A 19,413-nucleotide genomic window follows, 5' to 3' on the forward strand; every position below is an offset into this window, starting at 1 on the left:
CTGTCGTCCGAGGGAGCACGCGCGTGTCGATCGACCCCAGAACCGATGCCCTGCTGATCGACACCGCAGAGCACCACCGTGACCTGCGCGCCAGCGTCGGCGAGCTCGTCGGGTCCTACGGCCGCGAGTACTTCCAGACGTGCGTCGCCGAGGACACCAAGCCCACCGAGCTGTGGGCCGAGCTGGGCAAGGCCGGGTTCCTGGGCGTGCACATCGCCGAGGAGTTCGGCGGCGGTGGCGGTGGCCTGGCCGACTACAACGTGGTCATCGAGGAGGTCGCCGCCCAGGGCTGCCCGTTGCTCTCGATGGTGATCAACTCGATCTGCGCGCCGATCATCGAGCGGCACGGCTCCACCGCGATGCGCGAGGAGTGGCTGCCCGCGCTGGCCTCGGGCACCAAGAAGATGTCCTTCGCGATCACCGAGCCCGACGCCGGCTCCAACACCCACCAGGTGACGACGACGGCCCGTCCCGACGGCGACGGCGGCTGGGTGCTCTCGGGCACCAAGTACTGGACCTCGGCCATCGACGAGGCCGACGCCGTCCTGGTGGTGGCCCGCGGCCACGAGCCGGGCCCCGACGGGCGGTACCAGCTGTCGCTGTTCATCGTCCCGGCCGACGCCCCGGGCCTGGTCGCCCAGCGGATCCCCTCGGCGCTGATGGTGCCGGAGAAGCAGTTCACCGTGTTCTTCGAGGACGTCCGGCTGGGCCCCGAGGCGCTGGTGGGCGAGGCCGGCAACGGCCTGCGCCAGGTGTTCGTCGGGCTGAACCCCGAGCGGGTGTCGGCCGCCGCGATCAACAACGGCATCTCCCGGTACGCGCTGCAGAAGGCCTCCCGCTACGCCGTCGAGCGCACGGTGTGGAAGACCCCGATCGGTGCGCACCAGGGCGTGGCCCACCCGCTGGCCGAGGCCTACATCGCCGTCCAGCAGGCCCGGCTGATGAACAGCCGGGCCGCGCAGATGTTCGACCAGGGCCTGGACGCCGCCGAGGCGGCGAACATCGCCAAGTACGCCGCCGCGGACGCCTCGCTGCTCGCGCTGGACCGGGCGATCCAGGTGCACGGCGGCAACGGGTTGTCCTACGAGTACGGCCTGGCCGACCTCTGGTTCACCGCCCGGCTGCACAAGACCGCCCCGGTCAGCCGGGAGATGATCCTCAACTACGTCTCCACGCACAGCCTCGGGCTGCCCAAGAGCTACTGATGGGCCTGGGTGAGCTGTTCGACCGGCGGGCCGCGGCCCGCCCCGACCACCCTGGCCTGACGTCGGACGGCGTGACCACCGACCTCGCGGAGCTGTCCCGGCGCAGCACTGCGGTCGGTCGGGCGTTGGTCGCCCACGGCCTGCGGCCCGGCGATCGGGTGGCGCTGCTGGCGCACAACAGCGCTGCCTACGTGGACCTGCTGCTGGGCGCCGGTCGCGCCGGGGTCGCCCTGGTGACGGTCAACTGGCGGCTGGCGGCCGCCGAGGTGGCCCCGATCCTCGCCGACGCCGGGGCCTCGCTGGTGGTCGTGGACGCCGCCACCGCGCACCTGGTCGACGACAGCCTCCCGGTGGTCGACCTGGACCGGGGCTGGGAGGACTGGCTGGCGGTGGCGTCCGGGACCGAGCAGCTGCCCGGCGCGAGACCCGAGGACCCGGCGGTGCTGATCTACACCTCGGGGACGACGGGCCTGCCCAAGGGCGTGGTGCTCTCGCACGCCTCGGTCGCCCACGCCGGACGGCTGATGGCCGAGGTCTACGACTGCGGGCCCGACGACACCATGCTGGTCGCCCTGCCGCTGTTCCACGTCGGCGGGCTGGCCCACCTGCTCGGCCCCCTGCTGCAGGGCGGCCACGTGGTGCTGACCCGGGCGGCCCGGCCGGCCGAGACCGTCGAGCTGCTGGCCCGGCACCGGGTCACCCACGCCTTCTTCGTGCCCTCGGTCATCGCCACGTTGCTGGAGGTGCCGGGCATCGCCGAGCTGGACCTCTCGGCCTTCCGCACCCTGGCCTACGGGGCGGCACCGATCACCGCCGGGCTCGTGGCGGCCACCACGGCGGTGCTGGGCTGCGGTCTGCTGCACGCCTACGGGCTCACCGAGGCCGGCGGCACGGTGACCGCGCTGCGGGCCCCGGCCGGGGACGCCCCCGGGCTGCAGGCACTGCTGGACGGGTCGGTCGGCGCTGCGGTGCCGTGGGCGGAGATCCGGGCCGTCGACCCGGCGACCGGTCGGCCGGTCGACACCGGCGAGACCGGGGAGCTGTGGGTGCGCTCGGACGCGGTGATGACCCGCTACTGGGGCAAGCCCGAGGAGACCGCGCGCACGCTCACCGCCGACGGCTGGCTGCGCACCGGGGACGTCGGCCACCTGGACGCCGCCGGCCGGGTCGTCGTCCGCGACCGGCTCAAGGACATGATCATCAGCGGCGGGGAGAACGTCTTCCCGGCCGAGGTGGACGCCGTGCTGGCCCGCCACCCCGCGGTCGCCGAGGTCGCCGTCATCGGCGTGCCCGACGAGCGCTGGGGCGAGACGGTCAAGGCGGTGGTGGCGCTGCGCCCGGACGTCGAGGTCACCGCGGCCGAGCTGATCGCCTTCACCCGCCAGCACCTGGCCCACTACAAGTGCCCGACCTCGGTGGACGTCGTCCCCGCGCTGCCGCGCAACGCCGCGGGCAAGGTGCGGAAGGTGGCGTTGCGCCGTCCCTACCTGGTCGACAGCTCGCGGTAGCTGCGGAAGACCGGCTCGGCGACGCAGACCGGCGTGGCCGTCCCCTCGGCCTCGATCACCGCCGCCAGCCGCAGGTGCAGACCGCCCTCGACCTCGTGGACGTCGGCCAGGGTCGCGGTCATCCGGATCCGCGCCCCGACCGGTACCGGGGCGGGGAAGCGCACCCGGTCCAGCCCGTAGGCCACCGTCATCGCCGCGTCGATCACCTGCAGCACCTGGCCGACCATCGGGGCGAGGTGGGACAGCGTCAGGTGACCGTGCGCGATCGGGCCACCGAAGGGGCTCTCGGCCCTCGCCCGCGCGACGTCGACGTGGATCCACTCGTGGTCGTGGGTGGCGTCCGCGAAGGCGTCCACCCCCGCCTGGGTGACGGCGAACCAGTCGCTGGTGCCCAGCACCCGCCCCTGCAGGGCCGGCAGCCCGGCCATCGTCGTGGTCGTCGTCGCGGAGGAGGCCGGCGCGGCGTCGGGGTCGGCCCAGGGGCCCGGGTGGTCCAGCACCCCCCCGATCGTGGCCCGGGAACACGGCGGACGGAACCCCTGTTCCTGGGCGCGTGAAGGTCGAGATCTGGTCCGACGTCGTCTGTCCCTGGTGCTACATCGGCAAGCGCCGCTTCGAGACCGCCCTGTCGCGGTTCGAGCACGCCGACGACGTCGAGGTGGTCTGGCGGTCCTTCCAGCTCGACCCCTCGGTCGCCGAGGGCGACGTGCACCCCACCCTCCCCGCGCTGGCCGCGAAGTACGGCCGCAGCGAGGACGAGATGCGCGCGCAGATGACCTCCATCGACGAACTCGCCGCAGCGGAGGGCCTGGACTACGACCTGGCCAACGGCGTCAGCGGCAACACGCTGCTCGCCCACCAGCTCATCCACCTGGCCGCCGAGCGCGGGATGCAGGACGCGATGAAGGAGCGGCTGCTCCACGCGCACTTCGAGGAGCGCACCTCGGTGTTCGACCTCGACGCCCTGGTCGCGCTCGGGGTCGAGGTCGGGCTGGACGCCGACGAGGCCCGTGCGGCGCTCATCGACCGGCGCTTCCTGCCCGCCGTGCACGACGACATCGCCACCGCCCGGGCCCTGGGTGCCACCGGCGTGCCGTTCTTCGTCGTCGACCGCACCTACGGTGCCGCCGGCGCCCAGCCCGCCGAGCAGCTGCTCGCCGTCCTGGACCGCGCCTGGGCCGACACCCACCCGGTGCTCACCACCGCCGTCCCCGCCGCCGACGGCTGCACCGACGACTCCTGCACCGTCTGACCCGACCCCGCTAGGGTCCCCGGGGTGGACGGAACGGACGGGTCTCGCGGCGTACGGATCTCCGACGCCGACCGGGAGCGCGCGGCCGCCCGGCTGCAGACGGCCATGAGCGAGGGCCGGATCAGCTTCCTCGAGCTCGACGACCGGCTGGCCCAGGTCTACGCCGCCCGGTACGCCGACGACCTGGTGCCCCCCTTGGCCGACCTGCCGCCCGAGCACCCGCCCACCGGCCTCGCCGTCCCGCCGGCGCAGGCACCCGTCGCCTGGCAGCCCGCGCCGCCGCCGGCGGCCGCCCCCGTGCTCATCAGGTCCACCGTCGGCGACGTCAAGCGCAACGGCGGCTGGCACGTGCCCCCGGTGATGGAGGTGCAGAGCACCATGGGCGACGTGACGCTGGACTTCACCAGCGCCGTGGTCACCCAGCAGGTGGTCGAGGTGCGCATCAAGCTCGGCGCCGGGACGGCGAAGTTCATCCTCCCGGACGGCGCGACCGCCGACGTGGACGGCGTCGCGGCCGGGCTGGGCGGGGTCAAGCTCAAGGTGCCCGGCGGTCCGCAGCCCGGCCGGCTGCACCTGGTGGTGCGGGGCAAGGTGTCGATGGGCGACGTCGTCGTCCGCTACCCCTACGAGGTCGGCCGCTTCCGCTTCTGAGCGCCGGTGCGTGGGTAGGCGGGGTCGGTGACCGCACCCCTGCACGCCCTGGACCGAGGGGGCGACGGGCTGCCCGTCGTCCTGCTGCACGCCTTCCCGCTGGACCACCGGATGTGGGACGACGTGGTCGCCCTGCTCCCGGCCGACCTGCGCCCGATCGCCGTCGACCTGCCCGGGCTGGGCTCGCCGACCGTGGGGGAGCCCTCGCTGGAGCGCGCCGTCGACGGGGTGCTCGCCCTGCTCGACGACCTCGGCCTGGACCGCGCGGTCGTCGCCGGGCTGTCCACCGGCGGTTACGTGGCCACGATGCTCGCCGGGCGGGCCCCGGAGCGGGTCGCCGCGCTCGCGCTGTGCGACACCACCACCGTGGTCGGGCCGCCCGACGAACCCGACGCCCGGCAGGAGACCGCCCGCCAGCTGGAGGGCGCGCTCGGCATCGCCGCGGTGATGGACTCCGTCAGCGACGGTCTCGGGCCGCACGCCGGACCCGAGCTCGCCGGCCGGGTGGCGCAGATGATCGAGGGCCAGGTGCCGGGCGACGTCGCCTGGGTCTGCCGCGCGCTGGCCGTCCGGCCCGACACCACCGAGGCGCTGCGGGCCCACCCCGGCCCGGTCCTGCTGCTGTTCGGCGAGCACGACACCCCGACGCCGCCGGAGCAGCGGCTGCCCGAGCTGCAGGCGGTGCGGCCGGACGCGACCAGCGTCGTCGTCCCCGGCTCGGGGCACCTCACCGCGCTCGAGCAGCCGGCCGCCGTGGCCGACGCGCTGGCCGAGCTGGCCGGCCGGGCCTCCTAGGGGGCCTGCTCGGTCAGCTGCTCGTCGGGCTCCCCGGCGGGGTCCTCGACGAGCTCGTCCTCACCGGCGGTGACGGCGTCGTCCTCGGTGGAGGCGAGGTCGGCGCCCTCGCCGAGTGCGCCGGGGTCGGCCTGGGTGGTGCGGGGGTCGTTCAACGGGTCCGGGACGTCGGGATCGGTGACGGTCATGGGCGCGGGTCTTCCCCGCGGGCGCCGGGACGAACCACACTGGCGCCCGAGGAGGCCACCGATGACCGAGCCAGGGACCACGGACAGCACCCCCGCGGGCGCACGCCTGCAGTTCACCCGGCACTGGGACGTGCCCGCCGCCGAGGTGTGGGCGGCGCTCACCGCGTCCGACCGGTTGGCCCGCTGGTTCGGCACCTACGACGGGCCCCGGGAACCCGGCGGCACCGGACTGCTGACCATGACCGCCGAGGACGGCGCCACCGGCGAGCCGCTGACCGTCGTGGAGTGCGCTGAGGGACGACGGCTGTCGGTGGCCTGGGGGGCACCCGACCACTGGGCGGTCGACCTGGACCTGGCCGAGGTCGGCGGTGCCACGACGCTGGTGTTCAGCCAGGTCTTCCGGGGGGCCGCGGACGTGCCGGACGACGTCGCCCTCGGGTGGCACTGGTACCTCGACCGGCTCGACGCCGAGGTGCGCGGCACCGCCGCGCCGCCGGCCTGGGAGGAGTTCCTCGCCCGCACGGCGCCGCGGTACGGCGCCTGAGTCAGCTGCGCGGCGGGGCCAGCTGCACCGGGTCCGGGCCGGTCCACGGGCCGATCGAGCCGAGCAGCCGGTCCCGGGAGGCCAGCCGCGGGCCGGACTGCACCGGCCACGCGTCGTAGGAGCCGCCGGACAGCTCGCGGGCGGCGTGCAGCGGCCAGTTCGGGTCGTCCTGCGCGGCACGGGCGAGCGCGACGAGGTCGGCCTGCCCGGTGGCCAGCACGGCCTCGGCCTGGGCCGGCTCGGTGATGATCCCGACCGCCATGGTGGGCAGCCCGGAGCCCTCCTTGATCGCCGCCGCGAACGGCACCTGGTAGCCGTAGCCGATCGGGTGCTGCCACCCGCCGCCGATGCCACCGCCCGAGGCGTCCACCGCGTCGACGCCGAGCGCGGCCAGCTCGCGGGCGAAGGCCACCGTGTCCTCGATCGTCGTGCCGTCGGCCGCCCCGTCCACCGAGGACACCCGCACCAGCAGCGGCTTGTCCGCCGGCCAGGCGGCACGGACGGCGGCCACGACCTCCAGCGGGAAGCGCATCCGGGCCTCCAGCGAGCCCCCGTAGCCGTCGGTGCGGGTGTTGGTCAGCGGCGACAGGAACTCGTTGAGCAGGTAGCCGTGTGCGGCGTGCACCTCGACCACGTCGAACCCGGCCTGCTCGGCGCGGTGGGTGGCCGCGACCCAGTCCTGCACCAGGGCGGCGAGCTCGTCGGTGGTCAGCGCGTGCGGGGTCGGCCAGCCCTCGCCCAGGGGCACCTCGCTGGGCCCGACCGTCTGCCACGGCTCCTCGCCGGGCAGCGCGTCGGCGGCGGTGACCGGGCCCTCGCCGTCCCAGGGGCGGTGGCTGGAGGCCTTGCCGCCGGCGTGCGCGAGTTGCACGGCCGGGACGGCGCCGTGCTCGCGCAGGAAGGCGGCGACCCGGGCGAGCCCGGCGACCTGTCCGTCGTCCCAGAGCCCCACGTCGCCGTGGCTGATCCGGCCGTCCCGGGTGACCGCGGTGGCCTCCACGACGACGGTGCCGAAGCCGCCCAGGGCGAACCGGCCGAGGTGGACCAGGTGGTGGTCCCCGACCACGCCCTCGACCACGGAGTACTGGCACATGGGGGCGACGACGAGCCGGTTGGGCAGCGTCACCCCGCGCAGGACGAGGGGCGTGGACAGGGTGGGTGCGCTCACACCAGGGCCGAACGGACCCCGCGCGGGGGCTCTTCCGTCGACCTGGTCACAGCGGGAGACGTCCGAGACGTCCTACGGGTGGGTAGACGTCATGTACGTCATAGAACTCGGGGTGTCGGACCCCCTCCGGCGGCGCTAGCCTTCCCAGATCCCCTGGGGACGACGAGGTCGCCGGGGGAGCCAAGTCGATTGCACCAGCGCCGGTGTGAGACCCGCACCAGGCGTTCACCAGGATGGAGACGCCTGTGACGTCCGTGGCCACACCCGGCATCGAGAACGCCCCCACCGAGCACGCGCAGCTGCTGGCCTGGGTGGCGGAGATGGCTGAGCTGACCACGCCCGACCAGGTGGTCTGGGTCGACGGCAGCGACGAGGAGTGGACCCGGCTCACCGAGTCCCTCGTGGCCGCCGGCACCTTCACCCGCCTCACCGCGAAGCCGAACTCCTTCCTGGCCCAGTCCGACCCCAGTGACGTCGCCCGGGTCGAGGACCGCACCTACATCTGCTCGGTCGACGAGGCCGACGCCGGACCCACCAACAACTGGATGGAACCGGCCGAGATGAAGGCCGTCATGACCGAGCTGTACCGGGGGTGCATGCGCGGGCGGACGATGTACGTCATCCCCTTCTGCATGGGCCCGATCGAGGCCGAGGCCCCGATGTTCGGCGTCGAGCTCACCGACAGCGAGTACGTCGTGGTCTCCATGCGCGTGATGGCCCGGATCGGCACCGCCGCCCTGGCGGCCATGGGCACCGACCGCCCCTTCGTCCCGGCGATGCACTCCCTGGGTGCCCCGCTGGCCGAGGGCCAGGCCGACGTCGCGTGGCCGTGCAGCGAGACCAAGTACATCGTCCAGTTCCCCGAGGAGCGGATGATCTGGTCCTACGGCTCGGGCTACGGCGGCAACGCCCTGCTGGGCAAGAAGTGCTACTCGCTGCGGATCGCCTCGGTCATGGCCCGCGACGAGGGCTGGCTGGCCGAGCACATGCTCATCCTCAAGCTGACCAACCCCGAGGGCGTCGTGCACTACATCGCCGCGGCGTTCCCCTCGGCGTGCGGTAAGACCAACCTGGCGATGCTCGAGCCCACCATCCCGGGCTGGAAGGTCGAGACCCTCGGCGACGACATCGCCTGGATGCGGTTCGGTGAGGACGGCCGGCTCTACGCCCTCAACCCCGAGTTCGGGCTGTTCGGCGTCGCGCCGGGCACCGGCTGGGACACCAACCCCAACGCGATGCGCACCATCGACCAGGGCAACTCGGTGTTCACCAACGTCGCGCTCACCGACGACGGCGACATCTGGTGGGAGGGGATGACCGAGGAGCCCCCGGCGCACCTCACCGACTGGAAGGGCCGGGACTGGACGCCGGACGCAGGCGAGCCCAGCAGCCACCCGAACAGCCGGTTCTGCACCCCGATCACCCAGTGCCCGATCCTCGCGCCGGAGTACGACGACCCGAAGGGCGTGCCGATCTCGGCGATCCTCTTCGGCGGACGCCGCAAGACCACGATCCCGCTGGTCAGCGAGGCGCGGGACTGGAACCACGGCGTCTTCATGGGGGCCACGCTGTCCTCGGAGACCACCGCCGCGGCCACCGGGGCCGTCGGCGTCGTCCGCCGCGACCCCTTCGCCATGCTGCCGTTCATCGGCTACAACGCCGGTGACTACGTCAACCACTGGGTGGAGACCGGCAAGGGCGCCGACGCCACCAAGCTGCCGAAGATCTTCTACGTCAACTGGTTCCGCCGGGACGACGAGGGCGGCTTCCTCTGGCCGGGCTTCGGGGAGAACTCCCGGGTGCTCAAGTGGGTCGTCGAGCGCCTGGAGGGCACCGCGTCGGCCGTCGAGACCGCCGTGGGCCACGTGCCGACCGCCCGCTCGCTGGACGTCGAGGGCCTCGGGATGACCGACGAGCAGGTCGAGGCAGCGCTCGCGGTGAAGTCCGAGGAGTGGCAGGCCGAGGTCCCGCAGATCACCGAGTGGTTCGAGAAGTTCGGCGACAAGCTGCCGACGACCATGTGGGACGAGCTGGAGATCCTCAAGAGCCGGCTGGCCTGACGGGAGGGGGGATCCGGAGCGGCTGACCGGGTCCCCCAGCTCCAGCGGTTAGCGTCGGGGGCATGAGGCACCTGCTGGGGATCGTCGTCGGGCTCGTGCTCACCGCTGCGGCGCTGGCCGTCACCGCCGTCGGGGTGGGCCAGCTGGGCCTGGCCGCCACGACCCGGGACCCCAGCAGCACCGGGCTGGCCTGGGTGCTGGTCGGCGGTGTGCTGTTCGGGCTGCTCGCCGCGTCCCGCCGGGTCTCCCCGGTCAGTCCGTTCCTCGGCGGTGCGCTGCTGGTCGCCGGCGTCGTCCTCACGGTGCAAAACGTCGCCCGGGTGCTGCCCGACGTGGGCGACGGCGACCTGAGCCGCGGCCTGGACCAGCTGGTCTACACCGGAACGGCGGCCGTCATCGGTGCGCTGCTGGTCGTGCTGGCGCTGGTCCCCCAGGGGCGCCGGGTGCGCCGGGCCAAGGGCGACGACGGCCGGGATGACGACGGGTTCACCGCCGTCCCGCAGAGCTCGCCGCAGGCCTGGAGCCCGCCGCAGGGCTGACCCGCCCGCCCCTCTCCACCCCGCCCCTCGGAGGCCCTCTCCCCGTGCCCAACCCGTACCTGCACGTGCTGCGCACCCCGCACGCCCTGCCGATGGTGGCTGCGGCGTTCATCGGACGGCTCCCGCTGTCGATGATCGGGCTGGGCAGCGTGCTGCTGGTGCAGGACTACACCGGCTCCTACGCCCTGGGTGGCGGGGTGGCCGCGGTCGGTGCGGTGGCCACCGCGATCAGCGGCCCGGTGCTCGGGCGGCTGGCCGACACCCTGGGTCAGCGCCGGGTGCTGCTGCCAGTGCTGCTGGCCTTCATCGTGGCCGGCTTCCTCTTCCTGTTCTCGGTCCGCGAGGGCTGGCCGCTGTGGACGACGTTCGCGTCCGTGGCCGTCGCCGGGGCCGCCATCCCGCCGGTCGGGTCGATGATCCGGGTGCGCTGGACCCACCTGCTGCGCGGGACGCCGCGACTGCCCACCGCGCTGGCCATGGAGTCGGTGGTCGACGAGTTCGTCTTCATCGTCGGGCCGGTTCTGGTGACCTTCCTGTCCACCACCGGGCACACCACCTCCGGCGTGGTCACCGCCTTCTCCCTGGCGGTCGTGGGCAGCCTGCTGTTCGCCGCGCAGGGCAGGACGCAGCCGCCCGCGCACGGGCACGCCAGCCGGCAGGGCCCCTCGGCGATGCGGACGGCGGGCCTGCGGGTGCTGTTCGTCGTCGGGCTGGCCGTCGGCACGATCCTGGGCACCCTGGAGATCGCGCTCGTCGCCTTCGCCGACCAGGTCGGGGCCAAGTCGTACTCCGGCCTGCTCATCGCGGCCCTGGCCGTGGGTTCGATGGCCTCGGGCATCGGCTGGGGGCTGCTGCACTTCCGGTCCCCGGTCCGCCGCCGGCTGCTCCTGGTGCTGGTCGCCTTCCCCGTGCTGAGCCTGCCGCTGCTGGTGGTCGACGACCTCTGGGTGATCCTCCCGTTCGTCGTGGTGTCCGGCTTCGCGGTGTCCCCGGCGCTGATCAGCGCCTTCACGCTGGCCGAGGTGCTGGTGCCGCGGGTCTGCGTCACCGAGGCCTTCACCTGGATCGGCACCGCGCTCGCCCTGGGGGTCGCGATCGGCGCCTCGGCCGCGGGCAAGGTGGCCGACGACGCCGGGGCGAACGCCGCGTTCGGGGTGGCGCTGGGCGCCGCGGTGCTGGCCGCAGCCGCCGTCGGGGTGTGCCAGAAGCTGCTCGTGGTGCCGGCCGAGCACGTGGCCGAGCCGGCTCTCGCACGCTGACCGGATCAAACCCCACCAATCTGATCGGGATTGACGGGTGTCGGGGTCGCCTGGTGTGATGAGGCCGTGACGTACTCGCTGCTGCTGCACCGCAGGTCCACCGTGGACCTGCTGCGTACGGCCAGCGCGCTGTGTCCGGGTCGCTGATACCCCCGCGCCCGCACCAGCCCCCGTCGGCGGCCTCTGAGAGCCGCCGCGCCCACGTCCCGTGAGGAACCCCGTGACCAGCACCGTGCTGTCCAGCCCCGCCCTGTCCACCTCCCGCTCCACCGGCCCCGTCGGCCGCGCCGGCCAGGCCACCGAGGCCACCCGCCCGGCCGGTCAGGCCGCGCTCGCCGTCGCCCTGGCCGTGCGCACCGACCTGTGGTCGCACCTCGTCGAGTACTGCGAGGAGAGCCGGTGGACCCACCTGCTCCCCACCGCCGACCTCGCGCCCGCGCTGGACCCCTCCCTGCACCCCGAGCTCGCCGAGTCCCAGGTCTGGCTGCTGTCCTGGCTGCCCGGACAGGGCACCCCGCTGCACGACCACGGCGCCTCCTCGGGGGCCTTCGCCGTCGCCCGCGGCACGCTGACCGAGCGGGTGGTCGCCGGGCGTGACGGCCGGGCCCCGCACCAGAGCACGGCGGACCTCGCCGCCGGACGGGTCCGGTTCTTCGGGCCGCACTACGTGCACCAGGTGGTCAACACGCTGCACGAGCCCGCGGTGAGCGTGCACGTCTACAGCCCGCGGCTGACCCTGATGAACACCTACCGGGTCGACCCCGCGGGCCTGGTCCGGGTCAGCACCGAGCGTGCCGGGGTGGACTGGTGACCAGCCTCCTCCAGCGCCCGGCCGGCGCCCGCTCCATCGACGACCTGCTCGCCGACGCCCGCTCCCGGATCACCCGGGTCACCCCCGCCGAGGCCGCCGCCCGCTGGGCCGCCGGCGGCCACCTGGTCGACATCCGCCCGGCCGCCCAGCGCGCCCGGGAGGGCTGGGTGCCCGGCGCGACCGTCGTGGAGCGCAACGTCCTCGAGTGGCGCTTCGACCCGACGAGCGACGCCCGGCTGCCCGAGGCCACCGGGTACGACGTCGACGTCCTGGTGCTGTGCTCGGAGGGCTACACCTCCAGCCTGGCCGCCGACGCCCTGCGGTCGATCGGCCTGACCAGCGCCACCGACGTCATCGGCGGGTTCCACGACTGGGTGGCCGCCGGGCTGCCGCACGTGCTGGGCACCGACGCCGGCGCCCCGCTCGGCGGCCCGACCCACTGACCCGCGACCGGCTCGTGGGGACGCTCGACGGAGGGGCGTCCCCGCGGGCCGGTCGTGCTTGCATGAGCAGGTGACCCGCCCCCGCCCGGCCGCCGGCGGGGGCCGGGACCTGGGCATCGCCCCGGAGCGGCTGGGCCGGTGGCTCGACGGGGTCGCCGACCGGCACGGCGCGTTCACCGAGGTGCTGGTGGCCGGCCAGCACGTGCGGGTGACCTGCGCGGACAGCACCACGCTGACCCTGCGGCCGCCCTTCCCCTGGGAGCCCGGGCCGGCGCCGCTGACCGCGCTGACCACCCAGGCCCAGCGCCCCCACCGGGCCGCCGTCCTCCTGGTCCGCCGCGGCAGGTGGGCGGTGGGGGTCTTCGACGGCACCACGCTCGTGGTCTCCAAGGTCGACGCCCGCCAGGTGCAGGGGCGCACCGCGGCCGGGGGGTGGTCCCAGCAGCGGTTCGCCCGCCGGCGCGGCAACCAGACCGACGCCGTCGTCGACCACGCGGTGGAGACCGCCGTCCGGGTCCTGCTGCCGCACGCCGCCGGCTGTGCGGCCCTGGCCACCGGGGGCGACCGCGGGCTGGTCGCCGAGGTGCTCGCCGACCCCCGGCTGGGCCCGGTCGCGGCCCTGCCCCGCACCGACCCGCTGGACGTCGGGGAGCCCACCAAGGTCGTGCTGCTCGAGGCCGCGGCCCAGCTGCGCGCGGTGCGCGTGCACCTGGTGGAGCCCGGTGACCGGGCGACGAGCACATAGGGTCCGGGGATGACCGAGGACCAGCCCAGCGCCATCGGCCGGCGGCGCGCCGCCGCGCAGGGTGAGGCGCGGACCGCCTACAAGGAGCGGCGCGACGAGATCATCGCCGCGGCCGCGGGGCTGTTCAAGACGCACGGCTTCCGGGGCACCAGCATCGGCCAGATCGCCGAGGCGATGAACACCGACCGCGCGACGCTCTACTACTACGTGGGCAGCAAGGAAGAGCTGTTCGACGAGGTGGTCAGCGACGCGGTGCGGGCCAACGTCGCCCGGGCGCAGGCCATCCGGGACGGCGCGGGCGAGGCACCGGACAAGCTGGCCCGCCTGGTCACCGAGCTGATGGACTCCTACGCGGCGTCCTATCCCTTCCTCTACGTGTTCATCCAGGAGAACCTGAGCCACGTCGGGGAGAAGCGCAGCGAGTGGTCGCACGAGATGCGCGAGCTCAACCGGGCCTACCAGGAGTGCGTGGTCGACATCATCACCGCGGGCATCGCCGAGGGCACCGTCCGCCCGGTGGCCGAGCCGTGGGTGCTGGCCTACGGGCTGATCGGCATGGTCGGCTGGACCAACCGCTGGTTCAACCCGACGAAGTCCGACGTGGACGCCGCGACCATCGGCCGGGCCTACGCCGACGTGGTGCTGGACGGGCTCCGCGCCCGCTGAGGGCTCAGTTCCCGGTCCACTCCGGCGGGCGCTTCTCGGCGAAGGCCCGGGCGCCCTCGCGGGCGTCGGCGGAGGCCAGCACCTGGTCCAGCAGCACCTGCTGGCGGTCCCACAGCTCCTCGACCGGCCAGTCCGGCGAGGTCTGCACGACCTGCTTGGTGACCCGGACCGCCAGCGGGCCGTTGCGGGCGATCCGGCCGGCCAGGTCCAGCGCGCCCTCGAGCGCGCCGCCCGGGGTGGTGAGCCGGTTGACCAGGCCCCAGCGGGCGGCCTCGGTGGCCGGCAGCGGGTCGCCGGTGAGCGCGTGCTCCAGCGCGATGGCCGGCGGGATGCGCTTCGGGAGCCGGATCAGGCCCCCGGCGCCGGCGAACAGCCCGCGGGTGACCTCGGGGATGCCGAACACCGCGTCCTCGGCGGCGACCACCAGGTCGCAGGCCAGCACCAGCTCGCAGCCCCCGGCCAGCGCGTAGCCCTCGACGGCGGCGATGAGCGGGGTGGCCGGCGGGGTGCGGGTGATGCCGCCGAAGCCCCGACCGGGCAGCTCGGGGAGGTCGCCGGTGAGGAACGCCCCCAGGTCCATCCCGGCGCAGAAGGTGCCCCCGGCGCCGGTGAGCACGCCGACGGTGAGCGTGGGGTCGGCGTCGAGGGAGTCGACGGCGGCGGCCAGCGAGCGGGCCATCGCGCCGTCGACCGCGTTGCGCTTGGCAGGCCGGTCCAGTGTGATCACCAGCACCGGGCCGTGCCGGTCGACGCGGACCGTCTCGCTCATCGCAGACCTCCTCGAGGACGCTGCCCGGGGGCGGCGTCAACGTGTACGTTGACGCGACGGTACAGCCAGGGCTCGACGAGGAGGACCAGGTGGCAGCGCAGCAGGGTGTGGGCGTCGTCGGCGCCGGGACGATGGGGGTGGGCATCGCCTACGTCTTCGCCGTCACCGGGGCCCGGACGACGGTGGTCGAGCCCGACGCCGGCCGGATGGCCGCGGTCCGCCGGGAGATCGCCGACGCCGCGGCCGCCGGGGTCCGCCGCGGCAAGCTGTCGGAGGAGACCGCCGCCGGCCTCGACGCCGCGATCGAGCACGTGCCCTCGGCCGACCAGCTGCCCGAGGGCCTGGACCTGGTCGTGGAGACCGTGCCGGAGGACCTGGACCTCAAGCGCCGGGTGCTGGCCGCCTGCGAGGCCCGCCGGCCCGCGGTGCTGGCCAGCAACACCAGTGCGCTGTCCATCGACACCCTGGCCGCCGACCTGGCCCGGCCCGAGGACTTCCTCGGCCTGCACTTCTTCAACCCGGTCTGGTCCATCCCGGTGGTCGAGGTGGTGCGTGGCGCGCGCACCAGCCCCGCCACGCTGGAGACGGCGCTGGCCGCGGTGGCCGGCATCGGGAAGGAGTCCGCCGTCGTCGCCGACGCCCCGGGCTTCGCCACCAGCAGGCTGGACGTCGTCGCCGCGCTGGAGGCCATCCGGATGGTCGAGCAGGGCGTCGGCGAGCCCGCCGACATCGACCGCGCGATCCAGCTGGCCTACCGGCACCCGGTCGGCCCGCTGCGGCTCACCGACATCGTGGGCCTCGACGTCCGGCTGCACATCGCCCGCAACCTGGAGAGCGCGCTGGGCCCGCAGTTCGCCCCGCCGCAGCTGCTCGTGGACAAGGTCGCCGCCGGCGAGCTGGGCGTGAAGTCCGGCCGGGGCTTCTACGACTGGTGATGCGCGGAGCGCCGCCGCTCCGCAGGCGCGGGGGCCCGCAGGGTCTCCCGACCAGGAGTGGCCGTCCCGCTCGGCGCACGCCACCCGGCACCTGGCGCGGTGCGGTCCGGAGGACCGCGATGTCATCGCTTGACGTGGCCCAGGCCACTCCCTACCGTCAACGGCAGCGTTGACGAACCAGCAGAGGAGCACCCCGTGAACGGAACCCCGGTCGGTCTGCCCGGCAAGGGCTCGCGGATCAGCGACACCACCCAGGAGCGCCGGGACCTCCGCGAGGCCGTCGGGCAGCTCGTCGGCAGCTACGGCCGGTCCTACTTCCAGGAGGTCGTCGGCAAGGGCGAGAAGGCCGACGCGCTCTGGTCGGACATGGGCAAGGCCGGGTTCCTCGGCGTCCACCTGCCCGAGGAGTACGGCGGCGGGGGCGGCGGGCTGGCCGACCTGGCGGTGGTCATCGAGGAGATGGCCAGCCAGGGCTGCCCGATGTTCATGGTCGTGATCAGCCCGGCCATCGCCGGCACCGTGCTCACCGCGCACGGCACGCCCGAGCAGAAGCAGAAGTACCTGCCCGGGATCGCCGACGGCACGTTCCGGATGGCCTTCGCCATCACCGAGCCCGACGCCGGCTCCAACACCCACAAGATCACCACCACCGCGCACAAGGACGGTGACGGCGGCTGGCGGCTGCGCGGTCAGAAGTACTGGACCTCGGGCGTGGACGAGTGCCAGGCGCTGCTCGTGGTGGCCCGCGACGCCGAGCCCGGCCCCGACGGCCGGCACACGCTGTCGCTGTTCATCTGCGACACCGACGCCCCCGGGCTGACCTTCCAGCAGCTGGACTCGGCGCTGCAGCTGCCCGAGAAGCAGTTCATGACGTTCTTCGACGACGTCCCGGTGGAGCGCGCCGGCCTGGTCGGCACCGAGGGCGAGGGGCTCAAGCAGGTCTTCGCCGGGCTGAACCCCGAGCGTGTCGCCGCGGCCTGCATGGCCAACGGCATCGCCCGGTACGCCCTGGCCAAGGGCGCGCAGTACGCCAACGAGCGGACCGTCTGGAAGACCCCGATCGGGGCGCACCAGGGCGTGGCCCACCCGCTGGCCGAGTCCTACATCGCCGTCGAGCTCGCCCGGCTGATGACCATGCGTGCCGCCGAGATGTCCGACGCCGGGCTGGACGCCGCCGAGGCCTCCAACATCGCCAAGTTCGCTGCCGGTGACGCCGCGGTGAAGGCCCTCGACCAGGCCATCCAGGTGCACGGCGGCAACGGGCTGAGCTACGAGTACGGCCTGGCCGACCTGTGGTTCGTCGCGCGGATGTTCAAGACGGCCCCGGTGAGCCGCGAGATGGTCCTCAACCACGTCGCCCAGCACAGCCTGGGCCTGCCCAAGAGCTACTGAGGCATGAGCGTGCCGACGGCGACGACGCTGGCGGGGCTGGTCCGGGAGCTCGGCGCCACCCGCGCCGAGGCCCCCGCGGTCACCCTGGGGGACACCACCCGCACCTTCGGCGAGCTCCACGCCCGCAGCTCCCGGGTCGCCCGGGCGCTGCAGGCCGCCGGGGTCACCCCCGGTGACCGGGTCGGCGTGCTGGACAAGAACGCCCCGACGTTCTACGAGGTCGTGTTCGGTGCTGCCAAGCTCGGTGCGGTCACCATGGGGCTGAACTTCCGGCTCGCCGCACCCGAGGTGGCCGCGATCGTCGCCGACGCCGCACCCCGCGTGGTCGTCGTCGACCCCGAGTTCGCGCACCTGCTGCCCGCCGACGGTCCGACGGTCGTGCAGCTGGGGGAGGAGTACGAGGCCTGGCTGGGCGACGACGACTCCGACCCCGGGTACGAGCCCGACCCGGACGACGTCGTCCTGCAGCTCTACAGCTCCGGGACCACGGGCAACCCCAAGGGCGCCATGCTCACCTCGGCGAACCTGATGTGGACGCCGCGGATGGGCCGGGAGTTCTACGGCATGGGCCCGGACACGGTGAACCTGGTGCCCTCGCCGCTGTTCCACATCGGCGGCACCGGCTACAGCCTCACCGCACTGGGTCAGGGTGGGCACACCGTGCTGGTCCGCGACATGGACCCGGCGGCCGTGCTGGGGCTGATCGAGCGGCACCGGGTGACGCACACCTTCCTGGTGCCCGCCGTCGTGCAGATGCTGGCCGAGAGCCCGGCGCTGGAGGGCACCGACACCTCGAGCCTGCAGCGGATCGCCTACGGCGCGGCCCCGATGGGGGAGACCCAGCTGCTCAAGGCGATCGCCCTGTTCGGCTGCGACTTCATGGGCGTCTACGGGATGACCGAGACCGCCGGGACCGTGGTCTCGCTGGCCCCGGAGGACCACGACCCGGGCGGCCCCCGCGCCCACCTGCTCCGCTCGGTGGGCCGGCCGCTGCCCTGGCTGGACCTGCGGGTCGTCGACCCGGCGACGGGCGAGGACGCCCCGGTCGGCGGGGTCGGGGAGATCTGGGTCCGCTCGGGCCAGAACACCGTCGGCTACTGGGGGCAGCCCGGGCTGACCGCCGAGACCCTGGTCGAGGGTGGCTGGCTGCGCACCGGCGACGCCGCCTACCTCGACGGCGAGGGCTACCTCTACATGCACGACCGGATCAAGGACATGGTCGTGTCCGGCGGGGAGAACGTGTACCCGGCCGAGGTGGAGAACGTGCTCTACGCCCACCCCGACGTGCTGGAGGCCGCGGTCATCGGCGTCCCGTCGGACCGGTGGGGCGAGACGGTGAAGGCCGTCGTCGTCCGCCGTCCCGGGGCCGGGGTGACGTCGCCGGACCTGATCGCCTTCGTCCGTGACCGGCTGGCGCACTACAAGTGCCCGACCAGCATCGACTTCGCCGACGAACTCCCGCGCAACGCCTCGGGCAAGGTGCTCAAGAAGGTGCTGCGCGAGCCGTTCTGGGTCGGCTCCACCCGGAAGGTGAACTGATGCACGACCTCGCGAGACTGGCCCAGCGGTTCACGATCGACTGGCTGGACCGGGCCGATGCCACGGTGCCGCCGCAGATCATGGCGCCGGGCTACCAGGTGCACATCGGGGACGTCGAGCTCGACGGGCTCGAGGCCTACACCCCGGCCACCGTCGGCCAGCTCGAGCAGTTCCCCGGCCTGCAGCTGACGGTGCACTCCCTGGTGCTCACCGAGGACCGGCTCGCGCTGCACTTCACCGAGCACGGCGCCTCGGTGCGGCACGACCTGCGCGGGGCGGCCTGGACCGGTGTCGCGCTGTTCGCCTGGGACGGCGAGGTGCTCACCGAGAACTGGACCCAGGAGGACTACGCGGCCCGCCGGCGGCAGCTCGCCGACGGGGTGCCCGACACCGTGGGCCCGCCGATGGTGGCGCCCTGGACGACGCAGCCGGCGGCGCCCGACCCGGCCGCCGAGGACGTCGTCCGGGCCTGGCTGGGGTCGGCCCAGCCCGGCTTCGACAGCGTGACCTGGGACGACGGGCTCACGGCTGCGCTGGTGCGACCCCGGGGGCTGGAGGTCGCCGAGCTGTTCTCCGCCGGCTCCACGGTCGCGTTCGCCGCGACCCAGACCGGGGAGTTCCTGGGCACCGACGAGCTGCCGGCCGAGGACGGACCGGTCCGTCTGGGTCTGGCCGGGCTGGTCACGGTGGCCGACGGCGTCGTCTCCGGCGGCGTCGTGGTCAGCGACCGGCACGGCCTGCTGAGGTCCCGCAGCCGGCGCTGAGGACCCCGCCCCGACGAGCCGGACGACCTGCGGGTCGTCCGGCCCCTCGTCGTGCCCGACGTTCGGGTCACGGCCCGGGAACGATCCCGCCGCGCTGTCAACAGGAGGGTTGACGGGCGTGGTCCGGGTCACCTAGCTTGCTCCGCAGTGGAGGACCTGAGCCACGCCTGAGCACCCTGC

21 protein-coding genes are annotated in these 19,413 nt (G+C 74.1%); 17 read left to right on the plus strand and 4 right to left on the minus strand.

Translation table 11 applies throughout. The features are described from left to right. The first annotated feature begins 23 nt into the window (after nucleotides 1-23). Both ASG36_RS11535 and ASG36_RS11540 read left to right on the plus strand, forming a co-directional pair. Nucleotides 24-1,205 (plus strand): acyl-CoA dehydrogenase family protein, encoded by a 1,182-nt coding sequence (locus tag ASG36_RS11535; RefSeq protein ID WP_235494885.1) that lies wholly within the window; start codon nucleotides 24-26, stop codon nucleotides 1,203-1,205. Continuing rightward, nucleotides 1,205-2,713: a class I adenylate-forming enzyme family protein gene (locus ASG36_RS11540; RefSeq protein ID WP_055763875.1), complete on the plus strand. Its 1,509-nt coding sequence runs from the start codon at nucleotides 1,205-1,207 to the stop codon at nucleotides 2,711-2,713. Before ASG36_RS11535 ends, ASG36_RS11540 begins: the two co-directional genes overlap by 1 nt. On the opposite strand, the gene ASG36_RS11545 is transcribed toward ASG36_RS11540, so the two are convergent. Further along, nucleotides 2,689-3,213 (minus strand): MaoC family dehydratase, encoded by a 525-nt coding sequence (locus ASG36_RS11545; RefSeq protein WP_235494887.1) that lies wholly within the window; start codon nucleotides 3,211-3,213, stop codon nucleotides 2,689-2,691. The genes ASG36_RS11540 and ASG36_RS11545 overlap by 25 nt on opposite strands. A 53-nt stretch (nucleotides 3,214-3,266) precedes the next feature. Here ASG36_RS11545 and ASG36_RS11550 point away from each other — a divergent pair, with 53 nt between their 5' ends. From ASG36_RS11550 to ASG36_RS11560, 3 genes are read left to right on the plus strand one after another with little or no spacing between them, the layout of a single operon-like run. Continuing rightward, complete coding sequence (locus ASG36_RS11550) at nucleotides 3,267-3,965, plus strand: DsbA family oxidoreductase (protein ID WP_055763877.1); 699 nt, start codon at nucleotides 3,267-3,269, stop codon at nucleotides 3,963-3,965. Nucleotides 3,966-3,989: 24 nt separating this feature from the next. Next, nucleotides 3,990-4,616, plus strand: a complete 627-nt coding sequence (locus ASG36_RS11555; RefSeq protein WP_055763878.1) for a DUF1707 domain-containing protein — start codon at nucleotides 3,990-3,992, stop codon at nucleotides 4,614-4,616. Nucleotides 4,617-4,643: 27 nt separating this feature from the next. Continuing rightward, nucleotides 4,644-5,411 carry an alpha/beta fold hydrolase gene (locus ASG36_RS11560; RefSeq protein WP_055763880.1) on the plus strand — a complete coding sequence of 256 codons (768 nt, stop codon included), beginning with the start codon at nucleotides 4,644-4,646 and terminating at the stop codon, nucleotides 5,409-5,411. On the opposite strand, the gene ASG36_RS11565 is transcribed toward ASG36_RS11560, so the two are convergent. After that, a complete protein-coding gene (locus ASG36_RS11565; protein ID WP_055763882.1) occupies nucleotides 5,408-5,599 on the minus strand; it encodes a hypothetical protein in 192 nt (63 codons plus the stop codon). The genes ASG36_RS11560 and ASG36_RS11565 overlap by 4 nt on opposite strands. Nucleotides 5,600-5,660: 61 nt before the next feature. Between ASG36_RS11565 and ASG36_RS11570 the strand changes: the two genes are divergently transcribed. Beyond that, nucleotides 5,661-6,143 (plus strand): SRPBCC domain-containing protein, encoded by a 483-nt coding sequence (locus tag ASG36_RS11570; protein WP_055763884.1) that lies wholly within the window; start codon nucleotides 5,661-5,663, stop codon nucleotides 6,141-6,143. 1 nt (nucleotide 6,144) lies between these two features. Here ASG36_RS11570 and ASG36_RS11575 read toward each other — a convergent pair whose 3' ends face one another. After that, the gene (locus ASG36_RS11575) at nucleotides 6,145-7,311 is read right to left on the minus strand and encodes an NADH:flavin oxidoreductase/NADH oxidase (RefSeq protein WP_055763887.1); all 1,167 of its coding nucleotides are present in this window, start codon (nucleotides 7,309-7,311) and stop codon (nucleotides 6,145-6,147) included. Between the two features lie 245 nt (nucleotides 7,312-7,556). Here ASG36_RS11575 and ASG36_RS11580 point away from each other — a divergent pair, with 245 nt between their 5' ends. The 7 genes from ASG36_RS11580 to ASG36_RS11610 all read left to right on the plus strand — a co-directional run bounded on the left by ASG36_RS11580 (nucleotide 7,557) and on the right by ASG36_RS11610 (nucleotide 13,834). Continuing rightward, the gene (locus ASG36_RS11580; RefSeq protein WP_055763889.1) at nucleotides 7,557-9,371 is read left to right on the plus strand and encodes a phosphoenolpyruvate carboxykinase (GTP); all 1,815 of its coding nucleotides are present in this window, start codon (nucleotides 7,557-7,559) and stop codon (nucleotides 9,369-9,371) included. 62 nt (nucleotides 9,372-9,433) lie between these two features. After that, nucleotides 9,434-9,910, plus strand: a complete 477-nt coding sequence (locus ASG36_RS11585; protein WP_055763892.1) for a hypothetical protein — start codon at nucleotides 9,434-9,436, stop codon at nucleotides 9,908-9,910. Nucleotides 9,911-9,954: 44 nt separating this feature from the next. Next, the gene (locus tag ASG36_RS11590; RefSeq protein WP_055763893.1) at nucleotides 9,955-11,169 is read left to right on the plus strand and encodes an MFS transporter; all 1,215 of its coding nucleotides are present in this window, start codon (nucleotides 9,955-9,957) and stop codon (nucleotides 11,167-11,169) included. 220 nt (nucleotides 11,170-11,389) lie between these two features. Then, complete coding sequence (locus tag ASG36_RS11595; protein ID WP_055763895.1) at nucleotides 11,390-11,980, plus strand: cysteine dioxygenase family protein; 591 nt, start codon at nucleotides 11,390-11,392, stop codon at nucleotides 11,978-11,980. Next, entirely contained in the window at nucleotides 11,977-12,423 is a 447-nt protein-coding gene (locus ASG36_RS11600) for a rhodanese-like domain-containing protein (RefSeq protein WP_200944443.1), read from the plus strand. The genes ASG36_RS11595 and ASG36_RS11600 overlap by 4 nt, the downstream gene beginning before the upstream one ends. Before the next feature lie 70 nt (nucleotides 12,424-12,493). After that, nucleotides 12,494-13,168 carry an acVLRF1 family peptidyl-tRNA hydrolase gene (locus ASG36_RS11605; protein ID WP_055763897.1) on the plus strand — a complete coding sequence of 225 codons (675 nt, stop codon included), beginning with the start codon at nucleotides 12,494-12,496 and terminating at the stop codon, nucleotides 13,166-13,168. 9 nt (nucleotides 13,169-13,177) lie between these two features. Next, a complete protein-coding gene (locus ASG36_RS11610; RefSeq protein ID WP_055763899.1) occupies nucleotides 13,178-13,834 on the plus strand; it encodes a TetR/AcrR family transcriptional regulator in 657 nt (218 codons plus the stop codon). 4 nt (nucleotides 13,835-13,838) lie between these two features. Here the strand turns inward: ASG36_RS11610 and ASG36_RS11615 are convergent, their stop codons facing one another. Further along, on the minus strand, nucleotides 13,839-14,603 hold the full coding sequence (locus ASG36_RS11615) for a crotonase/enoyl-CoA hydratase family protein (RefSeq protein WP_055763901.1): 765 nt from the start codon (nucleotides 14,601-14,603) through the stop codon (nucleotides 13,839-13,841). Between the two features lie 89 nt (nucleotides 14,604-14,692). Here ASG36_RS11615 and ASG36_RS11620 point away from each other — a divergent pair, with 89 nt between their 5' ends. The 4 genes from ASG36_RS11620 to ASG36_RS11635 all read left to right on the plus strand — a co-directional run bounded on the left by ASG36_RS11620 (nucleotide 14,693) and on the right by ASG36_RS11635 (nucleotide 19,233). Next, nucleotides 14,693-15,538 carry a 3-hydroxyacyl-CoA dehydrogenase family protein gene (locus ASG36_RS11620; RefSeq protein WP_235494889.1) on the plus strand — a complete coding sequence of 282 codons (846 nt, stop codon included), beginning with the start codon at nucleotides 14,693-14,695 and terminating at the stop codon, nucleotides 15,536-15,538. Nucleotides 15,539-15,733: 195 nt separating this feature from the next. Next, nucleotides 15,734-16,930: an acyl-CoA dehydrogenase family protein gene (locus ASG36_RS11625; protein WP_235494891.1), complete on the plus strand. Its 1,197-nt coding sequence runs from the start codon at nucleotides 15,734-15,736 to the stop codon at nucleotides 16,928-16,930. A gap of 3 nt (nucleotides 16,931-16,933) precedes the next feature. After that, nucleotides 16,934-18,469, plus strand: a complete 1,536-nt coding sequence (locus ASG36_RS11630) for a long-chain-fatty-acid--CoA ligase (protein ID WP_157498770.1) — start codon at nucleotides 16,934-16,936, stop codon at nucleotides 18,467-18,469. Further along, a complete protein-coding gene (locus ASG36_RS11635) occupies nucleotides 18,469-19,233 on the plus strand; it encodes an ester cyclase (RefSeq protein WP_055763903.1) in 765 nt (254 codons plus the stop codon). The genes ASG36_RS11630 and ASG36_RS11635 overlap by 1 nt, the downstream gene beginning before the upstream one ends. Nucleotides 19,234-19,413 lie beyond the last annotated feature (180 nt).

The organism is Geodermatophilus sp. Leaf369 (assembly GCF_001424455.1).
Taxonomy (GTDB): domain Bacteria; phylum Actinomycetota; class Actinomycetes; order Mycobacteriales; family Geodermatophilaceae; genus Klenkia.

Bases quoted from the DNA above. Each gene is read 5' to 3' on its own strand.
- ASG36_RS11630 (WP_157498770.1), top strand. From the start codon at position 16,934: ATGAGCGTGCCGACGGCGACGACGCTGGCGGGGCTGGTCCGGGAGCTC.
- ASG36_RS11610 (WP_055763899.1), top strand. From the start codon at position 13,178: ATGACCGAGGACCAGCCCAGCGCCATCGGCCGGCGGCGCGCCGCCGCG.
- ASG36_RS11565 (WP_055763882.1), bottom strand. From the start codon at position 5,599: ATGACCGTCACCGATCCCGACGTCCCGGACCCGTTGAACGACCCCCGC.
- ASG36_RS11615 (WP_055763901.1), bottom strand. From the start codon at position 14,603: ATGAGCGAGACGGTCCGCGTCGACCGGCACGGCCCGGTGCTGGTGATC.
- ASG36_RS11570 (WP_055763884.1), top strand. From the start codon at position 5,661: ATGACCGAGCCAGGGACCACGGACAGCACCCCCGCGGGCGCACGCCTG.
- ASG36_RS11635 (WP_055763903.1), top strand. From the start codon at position 18,469: ATGCACGACCTCGCGAGACTGGCCCAGCGGTTCACGATCGACTGGCTG.
- ASG36_RS11585 (WP_055763892.1), top strand. From the start codon at position 9,434: ATGAGGCACCTGCTGGGGATCGTCGTCGGGCTCGTGCTCACCGCTGCG.
- ASG36_RS11540 (WP_055763875.1), top strand. From the start codon at position 1,205: ATGGGCCTGGGTGAGCTGTTCGACCGGCGGGCCGCGGCCCGCCCCGAC.